The following is a 17,872-nucleotide window of genomic DNA, read 5'->3' on the forward strand; positions in this document are numbered from 1 at the left end:
AGTTGAACGAATGGCCTTAAAGTTAATCAGAAAAGAAGATTTCTACTTCTCGTCGTCGTTGTTGCTTAGCTGCTCGCGGAGCTGCTCGAAAGCAGAAAGGTCGCCAAGCGTAGAACGCTCGATGCTTGCGGAGGTCTTCTTGAGGACCTTGCGCGTGTTGTCACGCTCTTCAGCCTGCTCTTTGTAAACCTGGTCTTTTGCTTCCTTGCGGATGTCGTTGACGTAGCGGCTGTGGCTTACCGTGAGGCGCTTGCTGTCGCGGTCGAACTCAATCACCTTAACGGTAAGTGTTTCGTCTACATCAGCAATTGTGCCGTCTTCCTTACGCATGAGTTTGATCGGGGCGTACGCTTCGAGGCCGTATGGCATCTGAACGATGGCGCCGCGGTCGTCCTTGCGGAGAACGGTTGCTTCGTGGTAGCTTCCTTCGGGGAAAACATTCTCGAAAGTCTCCCATGGGTTCTCTTCGAGTTGCTTGTGGCCGAGAGACATCTTACGGTTCTCTTCGTCAACTTCAAGTACCATCACCTGGATGTCGGCGCCCACTTTCGTGAACTCAGACGGGTGACCGAAACGCTTGGTCCAGCTAAGGTCGCTGATGTGGATCATACCGCCAATGCCTTCGTCGAGTTCGACGAATACACCGTAGGGGGTGAGGTTCTTGACCTTACCTGTGTGTACAGACTCTAGGTCAAAGTTCTCACGAATACGCTCCCAAGGATCGGTAGCGAGTTGCTTGATAGAGAGGGACATCTTCCGGTCTTCGCGGTCGATGGTTACTACTTTGGCGCTCTTGGTCTCACCGACGGTGAAGTACTCGCGGGCGTTGATTGGCTGGTTGCTCCAGCTTACTTCGCTTACGTGAACGAGTCCTTCAACACCTGGCTGAATTTCGAGGAATGCACCGTAGTCTTCGATGTTGACCACTTTGCCTTCCACGGTGCTGCCTTCTCCGATGGTTTCGTCGAGGACTTCCCATGGGTGCTTCTGGAGCTGCTTGAGACCGAGGCTGATACGCTTCTTGTTCTCGTCGAAGTCCAGTACGGCAACATTGACCTTCTGGTTGAGTTCGAGCACATCGCTTGGGTGGTTGATACGACCCCAGCTGATGTCTGTGATGTAAAGAAGACCGTCTACGCCACCAAGGTCGAGGAACGCACCGAAGTCGGTGATGTTCTTAACGATACCTTCGAGTACCTGACCACGCTCGAGGGAAGCGATGATCGCTTCACGCTGCTCTGCGAGGTCACTCTCGATAAGAGCTTTGTGAGAAACAACGGCGTTCTTGATGGTTTCGTTGATCTTAACGACCTTGAATTCCATCGTCTTGCCAACGTATGCATCATAGTCAACGATCGGCTTGATGTCGATCTGTGAACCAGGAAGGAAGGTTTCCAGACCACCACAGTCAGCGATAAGGCCACCTTTGGTTTTGCTGATAACCTTACCGTTGATAACGGTACCGTTAGCGTAGGAATCGCGGATGCGGTCCCATGCACGGAGGAGCTTGGCCTTACGGCGGCTCAGTACGAGTTGTCCTTTTTCGTCTTCCTGCTGCTCAACGTAAACTTCTACGGTATCACCTACCTGAAGTTCAGCCTGATCGCGGAATTCTGAAAGAGGAAGAAGACCGTCAGACTTGTAGTTGAGATCAAGGATCACATCACCGTCGATGATGCTGGACACCTTGGCACTCATGATCTCCGACTCGGAGATGTTAGTCATAGAGTCTTCGTACTGCTTTTCCATTGCGGTACGCTCCTCAGCAGAGTAGCGGCTGGCAGCGGAGCGGGCAGTCATGTTCCAGTTGAAGTCGTCGTGTGCTTCACCGGTGGCGCCGCTCTGGTCGGCTTCATCGATTTCAACACCCTCTTCCTTTACCTCTTCGGTAAGGACGACAGCTACTTTAGTGGACTCCTTACGGATCACTTTAGCGGTTGATTTCACGTCTTCGTCGGTGCCAATTACGATGCTGCCTTCTTCAGCAGCAGTATCTTCGGCGGGAGCAGCAGCATCAGCAGCGGCGGCTTCAGCAGTCTCCTTTACTTCTTCGGGGTCTTTTGCCTCGATCTCAGTAGAGGGTGCTTCTTGTGTTTCGGGAATCTCCGGCGTCGCGTCGGTCGCGGGAGTGTTGTCGGTTCCTGCGTCTACTGCAGGATCCTTATCATCATCCATCATCATAGGGATGTGAAAATTTTAAAGGTTATAATAACAAGACACTTCGGGGGCATCCTTTCCCCACTTCTTCCAGGAGGCCTGGCTAAAGCCGCGCAAAGGTACGGGCTTTTTCAATACTAAGCAAGAGCTGGTTAGAATCTTATTTCACCTGTGGCTCCCGGGCGCAATCGCAGATACAAAGTTCGCTTTCAGGAGAAATGCTCCGTGAGTTCCCGCGCCCAACGTCCTTCGAGGCCACGATCATTTACTTTGCCTGTCCCCTGCCCTATTTATACATCCCGCTTATTTCCAATTCCCGCGCCACGGCATCGGGAACGAGGTACCTGATACTGAGGCCATCTCTGATAGAAGCCCGAATGTAAGTTGCAGAAAGGTGCATCAAAGGTGCATCGTGCAGGGTTACCCGGGGGTGACTGGCCAATTCCCCGGTATCATAACCTGGCCTGTTATAAACATGGATGTCGTAATCCCTTAACAGTATATCCGAATTTTTCCACTTTGGCAACGTTGGCAGGTTGTCTCCTCCCATAATGAGACTAAAGGCCCGGTCGGGGTACTTATCCCTGAGAACAGCCAGGGTGTCAATAGTGTACGATGGCTTCGGCATGTCGAACTCAATGTTACTTCCCCTCAGCCCGGGAGTATCGCCAATAGCCAGTTCCACCAGATTCAAACGGTCGTGATCGCGTGCTAGGCTACCGGCTTTTTTAAACGGGTTCTGCGGACTCACTACCAGCCAGACTTCGTCTAAGTCCGTTCTCGTAAGCATGTAATTAGCAATGATCATATGCCCCACGTGAACGGGGTTGAACGAACCAAAAAAAAGACCTGTTTTACGCATATTATCGGTGGTTACAAAAGCTGATGTTCTCCCAAAGGATTATTCCCGAACTGCAGGCTTAGTACGCCAGGGGAAACTTATAGTTCCTGACGATGAAAAAACCTTCGTCTCCCTGTTTCTGGTACAAAGGCATTAACAAATAACCGTCGGTAGGCGCTGTGATGCTTCCACTCTTGTCGGTTGCCAGCAGTTCGCCCTTCAGAACAGGTTGAAAATTTTTATAACCCGGCTTCATCTGAAAGCCATCACCTCCGTGATGATCGATCTTATGAACGTAAGTCAATTCTGTCAACCGGGGCAGATTTGCAGCCCGTTCGCGCAGGAGTTGATCATGAAAACTGTTCACATCTTCGTCTTTCACGCACCCAAGTGCCCGCAACAGATTGATGGTAGCAGCCAGGGCCAGGTCAACCGATAGTGGGTCCTCGTGATTACCCGCCTCAAAAGAAATAGCACGCACCGGGAGATTGGTTGCAAAATGGTTGCCCCGGAAATAATGCAATGTCGTTCCCTGCAAGCCACTCAGCATTCCTTTGATTACGGGCACCGACATTTCAGCCGCCAGACTCAGACTCGGAGCGTCATCGCCGGTGATGGCGAAAATCCCGCCTTGTGCGGTTGTAGTGTGAATATCCAGTAGTATGAGTTCGCTAAGCGGAGCTTCTTCTACCGCAGTTTCGATGGCTGCGAGCAATTCGTGGAGTTCGTGATCCTCCGAGGTAGAAGATTGATCCGGCCGCCCCTCGAGAGGACGCCAGATACGATTGAGATCAACGTCGATAAAGCGTTTGCCCAGCGCTAATGCTTCAAGGTTACCCCGCAGCGCCAGAAATTCACCCTTAAAACTAAAACCCGGATTCAGACGGGGCTCGTCCGCCAGCATCTCAAACAGTCGTTCCAGAGCCAGCACTCCCGCAGGTTCGTTCCCATGAATTCCACCAATAGCCACAACCAAAGGGCCATTTTCTGCTCCCCGGTAATGACCGATGATTCGTTCTGATTCGGCTATTTTCCCCATAGACACCTTTGGCTCACGACTGCTTTTGATTTTTGTAAAGATAGGAGTTCTTCCACGCTAAAAGTAAAACTTCAATGCTACCAGCTGGGCCAGAAACCCAACGAGATACCCCGAATAGACCTGAACTTTATCGTGCGCGCGCAACGCGAGCCGTGCGGTACCAACAAGCCCCGCAAGTAAAACACCAGCGATAAGCAAAACACCCAAACCGATCGTGTAATCCCCAATTACAACCCCGTTCGCACCAAACAACCCCATGGTAATCATCAACATCCCTACGAGCCCCCCCATGCCTACGGCATGCAGGCTTATTTTGTCCAGTACGTTTATTACAAAGGCAAGTGCAAGTGCAATCACCACACCTAAAAGGAAGGTTGAGAAAATAGTTGGTACATCGTTGCTGTTGCTCAGGTTATAGTACACCCAGAAATACAGGACCATCACCAACAGTAACGGGCCAATTCGCTCGGTTTTCTCCTCCATCATAACGCTGCCCACCATATTGAGGGCAACCATCAACAGCACCGAAACCATAGGAATTACTGCGGTATAGAGCACCATCATCAGCAACGTCAACAGCGCCCGTGACTCTCCGAAACCGTTTGCTCCAAACAGAAAAGGGTTTACTACCATCAGCAGTACATACATATAGGTAGGAACCAACAGCGGGTGAAAAAGACCGCTCACGGCAAGAGCCCACCAATTCTTAGCTTCTTGTTCAGGAGTTTCTGTAGTAACAATATCCATCTTGCAAAGATATACCCATCCGTAACTCTACAGAACATTTTTTGGTCACGAGCTCATGCACCGCTCCTGGGATCGGTCAAAATCATCAGACAGCTTTTCAGTCTACAGATCATAAAAATACGGGCGCGGGCGCAGGTGCCATGTCCGTTCTCAACATAGAACCTGCGCACGCACAAGCAGTAAATAGCCTCCCCTTGGCTACCGAACCAGTTTAAATGTAGTCCTGCGGTTACGGGCCCGCCCCTCTTCCGTCTCATTACCCGCTACTGGCTTAGCCTCTCCTTCTCCCCGCGTTGAAATACGAGCTTCCTCAACGCCCTGTTCGATCAGGTAATCTTTTACTGCTGCTGCTCGCTCCTGACTAAGTCGGAGGTTCGTCGTTTCATCTCCAACATCATCTGTATGACCTACGATTTCAACCGTAAAGTCCGGAGCCTCTTTCAGCAGCGCTGCTAACCGGTCCAATTCATCGCCCGAGACCGCTAACAGTTTTGCACTGCCACTGGAGAAGAGAACATTCCGAAAAGCAATTGCACCGTCAGGTTCCGCCCGGTCACTTACCGGAACGGCATCTTTCTTGATCGGCTGCAGAGCAATGTCAAGCAGGTAGGGTTCTATTTGCGCACGCTCGCCTGCCAAAGAAAAACGATCAGCATAAAACATATAGCCCTCGAGGTCTACCGTAAAGGCATAATCCTTCCCTACGGGAAGTACCGCAAGAAAGCTTCCCGACGTTCCTGTCTGTCTGCTGCTGGGAGGAGCTGTCTGAGTCAAATCCCTAAGGCGCACGGTTGCCGCCAGCGGGCGCCCCGTGACCGCGTCCGTCACCCTGGCTTTTACGTAAGTAACCGGAGCCGGACGTAACGTTTCGGGCAACTCAAACTGGTAGATATCCACATCCATTTTTCCGGTTTCTACACTAAGGCTCCCTTTACTGAAGTAGGCGGTCTTACCGTCGGGCGCGATGAAAAGATTGGTTTCCTCACCCGCAGTATTGATGGGATAGCCCAGGTTTACCGGCTCCATCCATTTGTTATCAGCACTTAGTCCAGAACGAAAGATGTCCGCTCCGCCAAGGCCGGGATGACCATCGCTGGTGAAGTACAAAGTGGTACCGTCTGGCGACCAAAATGGATACAGTTCATCACCAGCGGTATTTACCGTTGGACCGAGGTTCACCGGACGAGACCATTTACCCGAAGGAAGTCGCCCGCACAAATAAAGGTCTGCTCCGCCAAAACCTCCCGGTCTGCGACTGGCAAAAAAGAGTAAGGTACCATCGGCCGATATGCTGGGTTGTGCTTCGTAATCTCTGGTATTGATTTCCGGCCCTATATTTTTAGCAGCAGACCAGTTGCCCTGATCGTTTCTCTCTGAATAATAAAGATCGCAACTCCCCGCTCCGTCTAATCGGTCACATGCCGTAAAAACCAGATAATTACCGTCTGCCGTGATGCTTTGTGCTCCTTCATTAAACTCAGTATTTACTCCATCAAGAGGTTCGGCTTCCGACCATGTTCCGTCTTCCTGCTTTGTGCTGATGAAAAAATCTTCCTGTTGTCCTTCCACCCGGCGGGTAAAAACCATGTTTTGCCCGTCAATGCTAAGGCTCGGAAAGTATTCCATCTCATCCTGGGTATTCACGCCTCCGGCCACAGGAACGGGGTTGAAAGGAACCGGTTTTGCAGCCAGACTTCTGGCTGTTTGAGCTTTTTTCAACAACACTTCCGCCTTCTCCCTTCTGTCTTCTCTCGCAGTCGCATAACGGGATGAAGCATACAGCTCGAATGCTCCCACGGCTTCCTCAAACTGTCCGTTCTTACTATACAACTCCCCTAATTCACGGTAGACAACTCCGCCTACTTCCGCCTGAGCGGCCATCCCCCTTCTGACGTCTTCGATGGCAGATGGGAAATCCCCCATTTCCTTGAAGCTAATCGAACGCAGATAATACAATTGGCTCTGATCGGGGTTCCCGCTGATCAGGCCATCAAACTTCTCCTTTGCTTTCGTAAAATTACCGAGGTCCAGTTCCGAGCGCGCTTCCGCTAACAGTCGCTGATCTTTCTTCTTCAGCGATGAGATGTCTTTTCCCCCTCCCGGTTGCGCGGTTGCGCAGGCAGCAAAAGAGAATAAAGAAAGGATAAGGAGCAGAATACGAAGTAGGCCCAAGGGAAAGTAATTGATTATACCACCCTTAACGTATGGCCGATGGCCGATGTTATCTTAAGTAATCTAAGCGCCTACGCTGGATTTCTTTAGTGCATCTTTGGCCGCAGGGAAATCGCCAGCCTTTTTCCAGTGTTCAATCGCTTTAGGTATTTTGCCATTTGCTTCGTAGGCTCTTCCGATTTCGTAATTCACTTCGTCGGTAGAGGGCGCCTTGGGGTCATCTGCACCATTGAGGGAACGCTCAAATGCGAAAATAGCATCGCCTGCACGGCCAGCGGTGACCAAAAGCTTACCGAAGGTATTATTGACTCTCCGGTCATAGCGATCCAGACTCGCGATGCGCTGCTTACGCTTAGAAAACATGTTGTATACCCGAAGCGCTTCTGCAGGCTGATTAAGCTTGAGGAAAGTATCTCCGAGTGCAACCTGGGCCATCCAATAGATTGCCTGGTGAGGGATGCTGTTTTTCGTCACAGCCTCAAAGTCAGCTGCGGCTTCCTCCCACATTTCTTTTCTGCTGTAGGCGATCCCCCGGCCGTAGTGGCTCTCGGGCATCGACGGGTTGATCTTCAGGCTTTTATTGTAATCATAGATCGCATCGTCGATGTTACGCAATCTTAAGTTTACAAAACCACGGCGCTCATATGCCTGGGCATGACGTTCGAAACGACCAACTACTTTGGTCATCATCGCCAGTGCCTCCTGCTCTTTATCTTCCTGGTTTACAAGTTGCCGCCCCTTATTGAAAAGCTGGACGGTCGTACGATCACTGTGCGGTTCGAGAACATGATGGTCGAGAATAGTCCCGGCACTAAGCCTCCAAAGATTGAGACTACCGGCCATACTGAAGGATACGACACGTTCTAATAAATTCAGGGTGTTCAACCAGTGGCGCTCGGAGCCCACAACAACCGTCCGTGGCACATCCAGCGTCAACTCTTCCGGTTTAAAAAATTCTTCCGGTTTGAGCAGAATGTCATTCTTATAGTAGTGTTCCATCCGGTGCGTGTACTGTTCCACGACCTGATTGAAGACGCGCTCCGACCCGAATTCAAGTTGGCCCGCAATGATTATCCTGTACTCTGACATACCCTAAAGTGCTTTACTCCCTGACGATAAAATTCAATAGCACACACAATAAAAAACCCGGCCGATCAAAGTTCACATCTGGAATGTGACATGGCCGAAGGAAGACCTATATCCGGATGAACGAATGCTGGCCTTGAAAACCGGTAAAAATTATGTGGTATCGACGTAAACCCTGCAACCTCAGCGACTTAACACTAGTGCAGGAATACAAAAGTGCAGTTTTCCGGGATATTTTCAAAGGAAAAAGCCGAATAATTTTTGCTCTGGGTTGATTTTGTCCACAATTGCTCTCCTGAACCTTCATTTCTGTTGAAAACAACTCTTCCGCTCAGAAAAAAGCGAGAAAATCCGGATCAAACCCTACTGCAGTTTTTTGTACAGCAACTATGCCACTTGCCCCCCTTCGATTCAATGACACATTCCGCTCCCACATGGTTCGTTGCTGATCCAAATTCAATTCCATTGTAAACAGACCAGGTAACAAGTAAACAAAACACATTCCCCCCAAAAAAAAGGCTGCTTCTCCGACAATTGGAGAAGCAGCCTTCTTTAAGATTATATGACCTGGCTTAGTTAACCTTGATCATACGGGTTGGCTCGGATGCCACTGGGATCACAACACGGTTCTCGCGGAGCGTTTCGCCTACTGGCTTGTTCTCGCCGAAACCGATAGTGCTAAGCTTAGACATGCTGGCGCCTTTGTCTACGCTGTACTTCTCAGCAGAGTTTGCACGACGCTCAGAGAGTGCCTGGTTGTACTCGTCAGAAGCACGGCGGTCAGCGTGTCCTTCGTAACGGATGCTGAATTCAGATGCGCCCGGAAGAGCGAGGAAAGTATCGATTTCCTCGATGATCAGACGGTCAGGGCGGTTCAGGCTGCTGATGTCAGTTGGGAAATAGATACGGTCAATGTCGATAGTACCACGGAGGCTATCAACACGGATGTATTTGAAGTTAGACATTCCGTCGTTGTCGGTATCGAGCAGGCCACTGTAGCGGGTAACACGCTCTTCGAGCGTCTCAGCACGATCTTTCGGAAGTGGGCAACCGTTGCGCTCGCGAACACCTGCTTCGTCAGGACATTCATCTTCTTTGTCGATGATACCGTCACCATCGCGGTCAGGACAGCCATTGTTGGCTTTAGTACCAGCTTCAGCAGGACAAGCGTCATCGCCGTCAGCGATGCCGTCACCGTCACCGTCGGGGCAACCCATGAGGGAAGCAATACCCGCTTCGGTCGGACACTTATCGTCTTTGTCGGCAACACCGTCACCGTCACCGTCAGGACAACCCATGAGGGCTTTCACACCTGCTTCAGTTGGGCAGGCATCATCGATGTCACGAACACCGTCACCGTCGCCATCGGGGCAACCGCCCATGTTAGCGAGACCGGCAACTTCAGGACAGTCATCGTCTTTGTCAGCGATACCATCGCTGTCAGTATCAGGACATCCCATAGTGCTGGCGGGGCCAGCTTCGGTAGGACAAGCATCTTCTTCGTCGTAGATGCCATCTTTGTCGGTGTCTTTCTTACCGAAACCAGTAGAGAAGGTCAGGGCAGAGAAAATGTAAGAGTCGTCTTTAGCAGGGTTGCCAGACTGGCTGAAACCGTCGATGAGGTCAGCCCCGGTCATGCGGTAGCTAACGTCAAGGCCCAAAGAGGACTTAGGAGAGAGGTAGTACTTAAGACCACCACCAAGAGGGAACACAACACCACCATTGTCGTCTGCTTCAGCAGCAGCATCGGCAACTGCACCGGCAGAACCAGCAGCAGAACCGTAGTTGGTGTCTACATCTCCCCAGATGCCGTAGGCAACACCACCAGAGATGTAAGGAGATAGGGTCTTCTTGAATACGCCGTTATCGAAACGCTTAGCAGCAAATGGTTCGAATTCAAGAACGAGGCCTGGCTCAATTACAGAAGCCTCAGATTTGGCGCCACGTGCGCGGCGAACAGCATCATCAGCTTCAGCATCATCACTATTCAAACCACCGTACATAAGATGTGCACGCAGAGCGAGCATACCACCAAGGCGGCGGCGTACCATGACTCCAGCGTGGAAGCTAGGCTGAGTAAAAATAGTAATATCGTTCTCGATGAGGTCACCCTGCATGGAAGACACACCGACCTGAAGGCCGAATTCCCACGGAAACTGTGTTTTTTGACTGTAGAGGGAGATGCAGGTAAACATCGCCACGACTAAGAGTAAGTGCTTTAGCATTTGTGCTGAATTTGACGTAAGTTGAATTTAGATTGATTGAGTGACCCCGGATAGAAGTATGGGTTCGTGTACAAATACTCTATCGCGTTTCTGCTTAGTTTGTTCGGTAAACAAGCTAAGAGAATACAATTTTAGGGGTTTGTATTGGAAAAGTGACAATATCAGAGGGGAACAATTCAATTTTACCCGTTTTTTCTGACAATTTGGTCAGATAGCTGCTTATTTGAGCCTGTGAAAGCGGATCAAATGATCTTCGCAGGCCTCGTTGTACAGTTCAACCACAAGTGCCCCCCTCTGCCCTGCGGGTACGGGAAAAAGAATTTTGACCGGGTTGTGTACGTAGCCATTGTCACCAAACAACGACAGTTGATGGCGTAGCTTGGGGGGTAAGCGGAAAAGGCATAGTTCATCGACATCCTTCGGGAAGGGTAAATCTCCGTACCCCTCTTCCTTCAGAAAGGCGAGGACCATCTCGTATGATCGGGCAAGGCGGCCAGCAGCAAAAGTGATGCGAAAACAATAGCCGTCAGATAAGCCTGCCGCTGCCGGCTCATCCGCAGAAGGGAAGTTGTACCTTATGCCCTTCCGCTGCTTTGGCTTCCCGACCGCCTCTTCCGCCTCAGGAGCCTCGGTTTTCGAAGCCAAAGGAATTACCGATGCAAAATCTGCGATGAAAACCGGACGCCGGACAGGCAATAGTGAAGACTTAATTGCCATTTTTAGTTATTTTATTTACAAAAATACAACATTTTTTTGAACAATCCGCTCACCCAGTCTCCACTTCACGACACGATTATTTTTCAGGTTCCCGCTTTTGCAGTTGGGCCCCATGGCTACCTGTCTCTACCACACCTGATCCGGATTCTGCAGGAAGCAGCAATGCAGAACTCCGTCCGGTTAAAAATTTCCAGTCCGGAAATGATTGAGGCCTACGGTTGCTCGTGGGTGGTTCGCAGACAACGCGTAGAGATAAGCAGATGGCCCGTGCTGGGGGAAGAAATCGTCGTAACGACTGCGCCTTCGGGCTTCGCAAGAAAACTACAGACCTTTCGTGACTTCCACCTCGTTGACGAAACGGGCCAAACGATCATAACCGCAGCTACACAGTGGTTGATGATGGATATTTCCTCCCGTCGGTTAAAGACGATCCCTCCGGCCGTTACCGCACTTGAAGCAGACCTTGCACCTGCGACCGCGCACCTAAAGCGCCCCGACAATAAAATCCCCGCTCCTGCTCAATCTCACCTGAGTACTAAGTCCCGGGTTACCTTCAGTCAGCTGGACTTCAACGACCATCTTACCAACCCTGTTTTCCCCGAACTTATGCTGGAGCCCCTCGGACACGACTTCCTGCGTCAGCACCTTCCGTCTTCCGCAGACATCATGTTTCATAAAGAGGCGCGCTACGGCGACACGCTCGAAGCTGTCGCCGGCTTCTCTGACGGCCCCCTGCGCTACGACCATGCGTTATTGCGTGACGGAGAAACCCTCGCGACCATGCACACTTCCTGGAAAAAACCTGCTTGAGCACCGCCTAAAACGAGCAAAGCGTTTAGTTTTCAGCCTCCGGGAGAATCCCGAAATAAGACTGAACACTAAACGCTTCACAAAAAACCTAAGGCTTCCTACAGTTCTGCTGCAGAGAAGAAATAGTCGAGGGTTTCCTTCTTTGCATCGCCACTTTGGTAGCCTGCATTGAAGTACTTCACCCGCTGTTCCGAGGTACCGTGCGTAAAACTATCCGGAACCACATAGCCCTGGCTCTGCTTTTGAATCGCGTCATCGCCGATCGCAGACGCCGCAACGAGTGCTTCGCGAATGTCTCCATCTTCCAGAAGTTTAGACGCCGAATCCGCATAATGCGCCCACACTCCGGCCAGGTAATCCGCTTGTAGTTCGAGCCGTACCGACATCGCATTAGCCTGTTTCTCGCTGCTCCGGCGGCGAGCCTGACTGACCTGCTGGCTGTACCCAAGCAGGTTCTGGATGTGGTGCCCGACTTCATGCGCGACAACGTAGGCAAGGGCGAAATCACCGGGAGCACGGAAGCGCTGCCGCATCAGATCAGCGAACTGGAGATCAATGTATACCTTTTGATCGGCCGGGCAGTAAAATGGCCCGGTTGCCGCACTGGCAAAACCACAGGCAGAACGGTCCTCTCCCTCAAAGACAACCAAGACGGGCTCTTTGAATTCCCGGCCGTAAAGCTGGGGGAAAATCTGACCCCATATTTTCTCGTTCTCTCTCAGCGTAACGGAGACAATACGGAAGTTCGGGTCATCATTCTCGAGGCTAGGAGCCGGAGAGGTACGGGGTTGAGGAGTGGAAACTCCGCTGTTGGCAGCGCCAAGGTATTCGGACGGATCTCCGCCCATCAACATAATTATGATGGCGATTATGAGGCCACCAAGACCGATGCCTCCGGCTGTTTTTGTTCCTCCGCTCAGGCCGCCACGGCGGCCACGGCGATCGTCTACATTTTTACTGCCTTCTCTTCCTTCAAGTCTCATTTTAGTCGTTTTAATCTGTTTCGGATAGCAAGCCGGATGGCTGGTTTATTGTCCTAACCAACTACCGGGGATTAGTTTACTTGTCACCGTCTTGCAGAGCAAATACCTTGCGCAAAAGTTCTGACGTACGCGCGCTGATGTTGTCACGGATGTCTTCCTCTTTAAGTGCAACTTTAGTAAAAAGGCCTTCGAGTGCTTTTTCGGTTACGTAATCAGCAAGGTTGGTGTTCACTGGCTGGCGGGTGAGGGGGAAGTTGTTGTAAGCGTTGGCGGCATCCTGCCAGATTTTCTGTGCTTCGAACTTGTCCAGTGAATTTGCAATCACGGGATTGAACTCGTTGTAAAGGCTCTGCGAAGTAGAGCTCTGGAGGTAAGAAGTTGCCGCATTACGGTCGCCCTTCAGGATGCCAAGTGCGTCCTGAATCGTCATTTGTTTGATCGCTGCGACGAAGATCGGTGCTGCTTTTGAGGCTGCGTCTTCGGCCCCCTGATTGATTTTCTTGAGGATTATTTCTTCGAGGTTGGAGAAACCGGGGATGCCCTGAAGGCGATCAGTGACCGTGCGTACTTCTTCGGGCAGCAGGATGCGGTAGGCTACATCGTTGAAGTAGCCGCCGGGTGCAGACAATTCATTGGCTCCGGCTTCGGCTCCGATACGGAGGGCTTCTTTGAGGCCGTTTCCAATCTGATCCGAAGAGAGGCCACTGGTGCCACCAAGGACCGTGTTGAGGGTATCGTTGACCTGTTGGGCCGTACAACCGAAAAACAGGAAGGGGAGTAAAATCAAGGTTAGTTTACGCATAAAAGGGGGATGTTGGTTTGTGCTGTAACACACGTACAGCCGAAATGCTTATTTGAAATCGTTAATATCGAAATCGCCCAGGTCCAGATCGCCCAGGTCGAGGTCTCCGAAGTCCATATCGTCATCGAAGTCCATGTCGTCGAAATCGTCGTCACTGAAGTCTTCGAATCCGTCCTCGTCATCATCGATTTCTCCTGCGTCCGGAATATCAAACTCCGGCTCGTCGTCATCAAATTCTTCGTCGTCGTCCCAGTCTTCTTCATCATCCATGTCGGAGAAGGCCGCTTCATCGAATACGGGCATTGTGGGGGGAGGTTTCTGGATGAAACCAGATATTCCGCCGCCGGAGAAGCCGCCGCCAAAGCCGCCACCGGCGGGGCTGCCAAAGTCGTCGTCATCGAAACCACCCGGGTCTTCGTAGGTGTCCTGCCGGGCGGAGCTACCTCCGCCAAACCCTCCGGCGGAGGAAGCTCCGAGGCTTACTTCCACGACGGCTGCTCCGACCTTCCCCCCCAGGGGCGGATTGAGTTTGCGCAAACGAAGTTTGACGGAACTGACCGTATCGAACTGGTTCAGGATTCGGTTCCCCATCCGGTAGGCGAGGGCCTCCAGCAACTGCGTAGGCTTTTTCATCTCCGCCTGGATGAGGTAATATATAGTAGCGTAGTTGACCGTACCACCCAGGTCATCGTTCTGAGCAGCACCAGCGATACTGGCCTCGACTTCAACGTCGATGCTAAATTCGTTGCCCATGAGGTGTTCCTCCTCGAAGAAGCCGTGGGGGGCGTGGATGCGTACGTCTTCCAATCCGATCTTGGCAGTCATTAGGGCGCAAGATAGGTCCTTAAGCGGTTAAATTGTTAGTCTTTGGGGCCGTCGATCTGTGCAAATTGACTTCCGGAGGGTGCAATGCCGACCGTCGTTACCCGTATGTTCTCCTATCATCTCAGGGCCAACTCCCGGGGGCTTTGGGCGATCAACTCAATCTCTGGACCTCTCACATTTTGGTCAGGAGTGCTTTTGCTTCGTCCTGCATAGGGTGGCCATCCGTATCACTTATTTCAACCAGCGCATTTCGCGCTTCGTCGGCAGCTCCGGTTCCTAACCTGGCCAGTGCATTGTAATAGGCGGCCTCCTGAGCGAGGGGGAAATCGGGATCACCCATTACGGAACTGAAAACGGCCTGAGCCTCGGCATACTTCTGCTGTGCCAAAAGACTTTGCCCCAGATAGAAATCATACTTTGCAGAAGCAGGCAGTGCTGATAATTGCTCCGCAGCGGCGACATAGTTACCTGCATCGTATTCAGCAAAGGCAGCGGCCTCGGCCGAGCTATCATTATCTCCCCGGACAGTACCGGTGACGATGTTTTGGTAGGGTGTGAAGCTGTCCATTGCCAGTTGTTGTGCATCGAAGCCGGCGGGCTGAGCAATTGCCCACCAACCAGCTGCAAGCAGCAACAAAAGAGCGGCGGCGTAAGCCACGAGGCGTAACCAACCTTTGCGGCGGTTCATCCCTATAACTTTAGCTTCCGGCTTCGGGGTGGAAACCCCGGAAACTTCAGTGTTCGGGGCCCCTTCGTGCGCGAGCCGCGCTTCCAGGTCCTGAAGCCTGGATTTCAGGGCCCGGTCCTCGGCAAGTTCCAGAGCAGCTACGGCCAGTTTGGTATCATCCAGCTCGCGGCTGAGGTCCTCGTCGCGCGAGATTTCTTCTTCGAATTCACGACGTGCCTCCGGAGATCCCTTTCCTGAGAGGTACCCGTCGATCCGATCTTGTAATTTATCCTTATCCATTGGTGAAATCAATATAATCAGAGAGAAGTAAGGGGGAAGGATGCGTGCCCGTATCATACCTGAAGGCAGCGCAACTATTCAGTTTCCCGAAGTTGACAAATCAGAAATATTGCCGCTGCCGACAAGTTTATCAGATTCAACTCCTGCTTCATAACTTCTGTCTACTGGGGGTTTAACATTTTTTTGAGCTTGTCGAGACACCGCATTTTTTTGATGCGAGTGGCTCCGGGAGAGCTAAGACCAAGGGAATCCTGAATACTTTCAATAGGGTAATTATGATAATAAAACAGTGTGAGCAATTCCTGGCAGGTGCCGCCCAGTTTCCCGAGGGCACTTGCCATTAGTGCTTTGCGGTGGTCGTCTTCGAACCGGTTGAGCAGGCTCAGGTCGAGTTCGTTGGCCGGGTCGTTTCCCAGTCCGACCCCGGCATTGGGATCGGAAGGAACTTCGCGGTGGCGCTTTTCATTTTTGCGATACACAAGGCGCTTACCAACGGCAAAAAGGTAAGTGCGGATGCTACAGGTAAGTTCTGTCAGACGTCCGGAAACGATGTTTTTATAGAACGCAATAACCGCGTCCTGAAAACAATCGACGGCATCGTCTTCCGTTGCGTAAAGTTGCCTTTGCGCATAAATTAAGAAGGCAGCACGGTGCTGAACGTACAGTTCGTCCAGCAGTTCGTGCCGGCCAGCCCGAATGGCGGCAAACAGTTCGGCGTCTTCTTGCGGCTTTTTCTTTACTTCCACGGGTATATAAAATTATACGTATACCCAAAAGTAGCGTTTTTTCACGCGGAGTCTTCTTATTCCTGATATCCCGCCGTTGTGGGTTACACTTCTTTATACTCCGGATGTGGGTTTCGTTACGGTTCTATTAATTTTTTACGCAACTGTACTTATCACCAATAAATTTTGGTGGCAATCCATCTTCCCCTCACCAACAATCAGGAGGCGCGCACGCAGGTGCAGGGGAAGGTTAAAAAATAAATTTGTCAAGACAACATTTGCTACACTATCTTTATTCTAATTAAAAAGCAAAACTCATGTCCGCAACCATCACCGACCGTCAAGACTATTCCGCATACACCCCTGCGGATTACAACGTATGGCAGAAACTGGCCGAACGCCAGATCTCTGCCCTGGAGGCAGTAGCCTGCCGGGAGTACCTCGAGTGCCTCACTGCGCTTCATCCCGTCATTGCACCTGCGGCCCCGCCCAAATTCACCGAATTGAACAAGAAATTACGAGCCGCTCACGGCTGGTCGATCAAGGTGGTTCCCGGCTTTCTGCCCGTAGATGAGTTTTTCAGCCTGCTGGCCGGTCGTCGCTTTTGCTCCAGTACCTGGCTGCGTGGCATCGACCAGCTCGACTACCTGGAAGAGCCCGATATGTTTCACGACATCTTCGGTCACATCCCACTGTACCTCAATAAAGATTACGCAACCTTCGCCGAACGCCTCGGCAAGCTGGGCGTGAAATATGCCCACGACGAAGAGAAAGTCACCCAGCTCCAACGCCTTTACTGGTTCACGATCGAGTTTGGCGTAATGCGCCGCAATGATGAAGTCAAAGTTTACGGAGCCGGAATATGCAGCAGCTTCTCCGAAACCTGCCACATCTTTGACGACCCGAACGTCGAGGTTGTACCCTTCGTTCTCGACGAGGTCCTCGCCCAGGACTTCGTTATCACGGAAGTACAAATGAAGTACTTCGCCATCAAGGATTTTTCCGAACTCTGGGCCGTCGTTGACCTGCTGGAAGAACGCTGGGCGTAAACAATCTTACCTCTACAACGTACAATCGCACCCGCAAGCCCGGAACTCTTCATCAGGAGTTTCGGGCTTTTTCGTTGGTCCCGGGCGGGAAATAAGCAGGCAAAATTTGCAGGAGTAAATCATAGCATTACCTTTACCAACCAACCAGTCGGTAAAATATGCCAACAATCAAGACTACACCCGAGGCCATCCTTCGATCTTCGTGGAGTTTATTCCACGAACGCGGATATAAAAACACTTCTCTGCAACAGCTGGCCGATGCTGCGGGCCTTGGCAAGGCTGGCCTGCTTCATCATTTTGGCAGCAAAGCGGGTTTGATGCACGCGGTAATCGAGTACGGGATTGAATGGTACCGCACCCGCGTGCTGAGCATCGCACGGGGAGAAGGAACCATCGCTGAGCGGCTGACCGCCATACTGGAACGGCAGTTTCAACTCGTGCAGCTGAACGACGGGGGTGGGTGCTTTTTTGCCAATATGATTCTGGAAACCGGAGATGGTGCCTTTGCTGAAGGGCTTGTGCATTTCTACAAAGAATGGAATACCACCGTTACTACCCTGCTGGCCGAAAAATTTCCCGCTGAAGAAGCGAAAGAACGTGCTTACCGGATTTTTGTCGACTACGAAGGCAGCGTGATGCTGTTCAAACTCTACAAAGACACCTCCCATCTAACCCGTTTCGTTTCCCGTACAATTGCCGGGCTCGAGACCCCTCTAAACTTCTAGCG

The 17,872-nt window shown here is 51.4% G+C and carries 16 protein-coding genes; 3 read left to right on the plus strand and 13 right to left on the minus strand.

Going from position 1 to position 17,872, the window contains the following annotated elements:
* Positions 1 to 42 precede the first annotated feature (42 nt).
* The 8 genes from rpsA to FUA23_RS10545 all read right to left on the minus strand — a co-directional run bounded on the left by rpsA (position 43) and on the right by FUA23_RS10545 (position 10,984).
* The gene (rpsA, locus tag FUA23_RS10510; protein ID WP_187270964.1) at positions 43 to 2,181 is read right to left on the minus strand and encodes a 30S ribosomal protein S1; all 2,139 of its coding nucleotides are present in this window, start codon (positions 2,179 to 2,181) and stop codon (positions 43 to 45) included.
* Positions 2,182 to 2,443: 262 nt separating this feature from the next.
* On the minus strand, positions 2,444 to 3,019 hold the full coding sequence (gene nadD, locus FUA23_RS10515) for a nicotinate (nicotinamide) nucleotide adenylyltransferase (protein ID WP_147930700.1): 576 nt from the start codon (positions 3,017 to 3,019) through the stop codon (positions 2,444 to 2,446).
* Between the two features lie 58 nt (positions 3,020 to 3,077).
* Positions 3,078 to 4,037, minus strand: coding sequence for a succinylglutamate desuccinylase/aspartoacylase family protein (locus FUA23_RS10520; RefSeq protein WP_147930701.1), 960 nt, complete (start codon positions 4,035 to 4,037; stop codon positions 3,078 to 3,080).
* Positions 4,038 to 4,094: 57 nt separating this feature from the next.
* A complete protein-coding gene (locus FUA23_RS10525) occupies positions 4,095 to 4,784 on the minus strand; it encodes a hypothetical protein (RefSeq protein WP_147930702.1) in 690 nt (229 codons plus the stop codon).
* 198 nt (positions 4,785 to 4,982) lie between these two features.
* Positions 4,983 to 6,956 carry an OmpA family protein gene (locus FUA23_RS10530; protein ID WP_147930703.1) on the minus strand — a complete coding sequence of 658 codons (1,974 nt, stop codon included), beginning with the start codon at positions 6,954 to 6,956 and terminating at the stop codon, positions 4,983 to 4,985.
* A gap of 63 nt (positions 6,957 to 7,019) precedes the next feature.
* Positions 7,020 to 8,045, minus strand: a complete 1,026-nt coding sequence (locus tag FUA23_RS10535; protein WP_147930704.1) for a tetratricopeptide repeat protein — start codon at positions 8,043 to 8,045, stop codon at positions 7,020 to 7,022.
* 569 nt (positions 8,046 to 8,614) lie between these two features.
* Positions 8,615 to 10,267, minus strand: a complete 1,653-nt coding sequence (locus tag FUA23_RS10540; protein ID WP_147930705.1) for a DUF6089 family protein — start codon at positions 10,265 to 10,267, stop codon at positions 8,615 to 8,617.
* A gap of 219 nt (positions 10,268 to 10,486) precedes the next feature.
* On the minus strand, positions 10,487 to 10,984 hold the full coding sequence (locus FUA23_RS10545; RefSeq protein WP_246144146.1) for a hypothetical protein: 498 nt from the start codon (positions 10,982 to 10,984) through the stop codon (positions 10,487 to 10,489).
* Positions 10,985 to 11,020: 36 nt separating this feature from the next.
* Here FUA23_RS10545 and FUA23_RS10550 point away from each other — a divergent pair, with 36 nt between their 5' ends.
* Positions 11,021 to 11,794, plus strand: coding sequence for an acyl-[acyl-carrier-protein] thioesterase (locus FUA23_RS10550; protein ID WP_187270965.1), 774 nt, complete (start codon positions 11,021 to 11,023; stop codon positions 11,792 to 11,794).
* 98 nt (positions 11,795 to 11,892) lie between these two features.
* Here FUA23_RS10550 and ypfJ read toward each other — a convergent pair whose 3' ends face one another.
* From ypfJ to FUA23_RS10575, 5 genes are all read right to left on the minus strand, one after another.
* Positions 11,893 to 12,777 carry a KPN_02809 family neutral zinc metallopeptidase gene (ypfJ, locus tag FUA23_RS10555; RefSeq protein ID WP_147930707.1) on the minus strand — a complete coding sequence of 295 codons (885 nt, stop codon included), beginning with the start codon at positions 12,775 to 12,777 and terminating at the stop codon, positions 11,893 to 11,895.
* 76 nt (positions 12,778 to 12,853) lie between these two features.
* The gene (locus tag FUA23_RS10560; RefSeq protein WP_147930708.1) at positions 12,854 to 13,579 is read right to left on the minus strand and encodes a DUF4197 domain-containing protein; all 726 of its coding nucleotides are present in this window, start codon (positions 13,577 to 13,579) and stop codon (positions 12,854 to 12,856) included.
* Between the two features lie 48 nt (positions 13,580 to 13,627).
* Complete coding sequence (gene folB / locus FUA23_RS10565) at positions 13,628 to 14,404, minus strand: dihydroneopterin aldolase (RefSeq protein ID WP_147930709.1); 777 nt, start codon at positions 14,402 to 14,404, stop codon at positions 13,628 to 13,630.
* Positions 14,405 to 14,576: 172 nt separating this feature from the next.
* Positions 14,577 to 15,371 carry a hypothetical protein gene (locus FUA23_RS10570; RefSeq protein ID WP_147930710.1) on the minus strand — a complete coding sequence of 265 codons (795 nt, stop codon included), beginning with the start codon at positions 15,369 to 15,371 and terminating at the stop codon, positions 14,577 to 14,579.
* A gap of 161 nt (positions 15,372 to 15,532) precedes the next feature.
* Positions 15,533 to 16,117, minus strand: a complete 585-nt coding sequence (locus tag FUA23_RS10575; RefSeq protein WP_187270966.1) for an RNA polymerase sigma factor — start codon at positions 16,115 to 16,117, stop codon at positions 15,533 to 15,535.
* A 296-nt stretch (positions 16,118 to 16,413) separates the two neighbouring features.
* Between FUA23_RS10575 and FUA23_RS10580 the strand changes: the two genes are divergently transcribed.
* Entirely contained in the window at positions 16,414 to 17,145 is a 732-nt protein-coding gene (locus tag FUA23_RS10580) for a phenylalanine-4-hydroxylase (RefSeq protein WP_147930712.1), read from the plus strand.
* 158 nt (positions 17,146 to 17,303) lie between these two features.
* Positions 17,304 to 17,870 carry a TetR/AcrR family transcriptional regulator gene (locus FUA23_RS10585; RefSeq protein ID WP_147930713.1) on the plus strand — a complete coding sequence of 189 codons (567 nt, stop codon included), beginning with the start codon at positions 17,304 to 17,306 and terminating at the stop codon, positions 17,868 to 17,870.
* Positions 17,871 to 17,872: the final 2 nt, after the last annotated feature.

Source organism: Neolewinella aurantiaca (genome assembly GCF_008014675.1).
In the GTDB taxonomy this organism is placed as follows: domain Bacteria; phylum Bacteroidota; class Bacteroidia; order Chitinophagales; family Saprospiraceae; genus Neolewinella; species Neolewinella aurantiaca.

Coding starts and splice junctions, on each gene's coding strand:
- rpsA (WP_187270964.1), bottom strand. CDS start 2,181: ATGATGATGGATGATGATAAGGATCCTGCAGTAGACGCAGGAACCGAC.
- nadD (WP_147930700.1), bottom strand. CDS start 3,019: ATGCGTAAAACAGGTCTTTTTTTTGGTTCGTTCAACCCCGTTCACGTG.
- FUA23_RS10520 (WP_147930701.1), bottom strand. CDS start 4,037: ATGGGGAAAATAGCCGAATCAGAACGAATCATCGGTCATTACCGGGGA.
- FUA23_RS10525 (WP_147930702.1), bottom strand. CDS start 4,784: ATGGATATTGTTACTACAGAAACTCCTGAACAAGAAGCTAAGAATTGG.
- FUA23_RS10535 (WP_147930704.1), bottom strand. CDS start 8,045: ATGTCAGAGTACAGGATAATCATTGCGGGCCAACTTGAATTCGGGTCG.
- FUA23_RS10540 (WP_147930705.1), bottom strand. CDS start 10,267: ATGCTAAAGCACTTACTCTTAGTCGTGGCGATGTTTACCTGCATCTCC.
- FUA23_RS10545 (WP_246144146.1), bottom strand. CDS start 10,984: ATGGCAATTAAGTCTTCACTATTGCCTGTCCGGCGTCCGGTTTTCATC.
- ypfJ (WP_147930707.1), bottom strand. CDS start 12,777: ATGAGACTTGAAGGAAGAGAAGGCAGTAAAAATGTAGACGATCGCCGT.
- FUA23_RS10560 (WP_147930708.1), bottom strand. CDS start 13,579: ATGCGTAAACTAACCTTGATTTTACTCCCCTTCCTGTTTTTCGGTTGT.
- folB (WP_147930709.1), bottom strand. CDS start 14,404: ATGACTGCCAAGATCGGATTGGAAGACGTACGCATCCACGCCCCCCAC.
- FUA23_RS10570 (WP_147930710.1), bottom strand. CDS start 15,371: ATGGATAAGGATAAATTACAAGATCGGATCGACGGGTACCTCTCAGGA.
- FUA23_RS10580 (WP_147930712.1), top strand. CDS start 16,414: ATGTCCGCAACCATCACCGACCGTCAAGACTATTCCGCATACACCCCT.
- FUA23_RS10585 (WP_147930713.1), top strand. CDS start 17,304: ATGCCAACAATCAAGACTACACCCGAGGCCATCCTTCGATCTTCGTGG.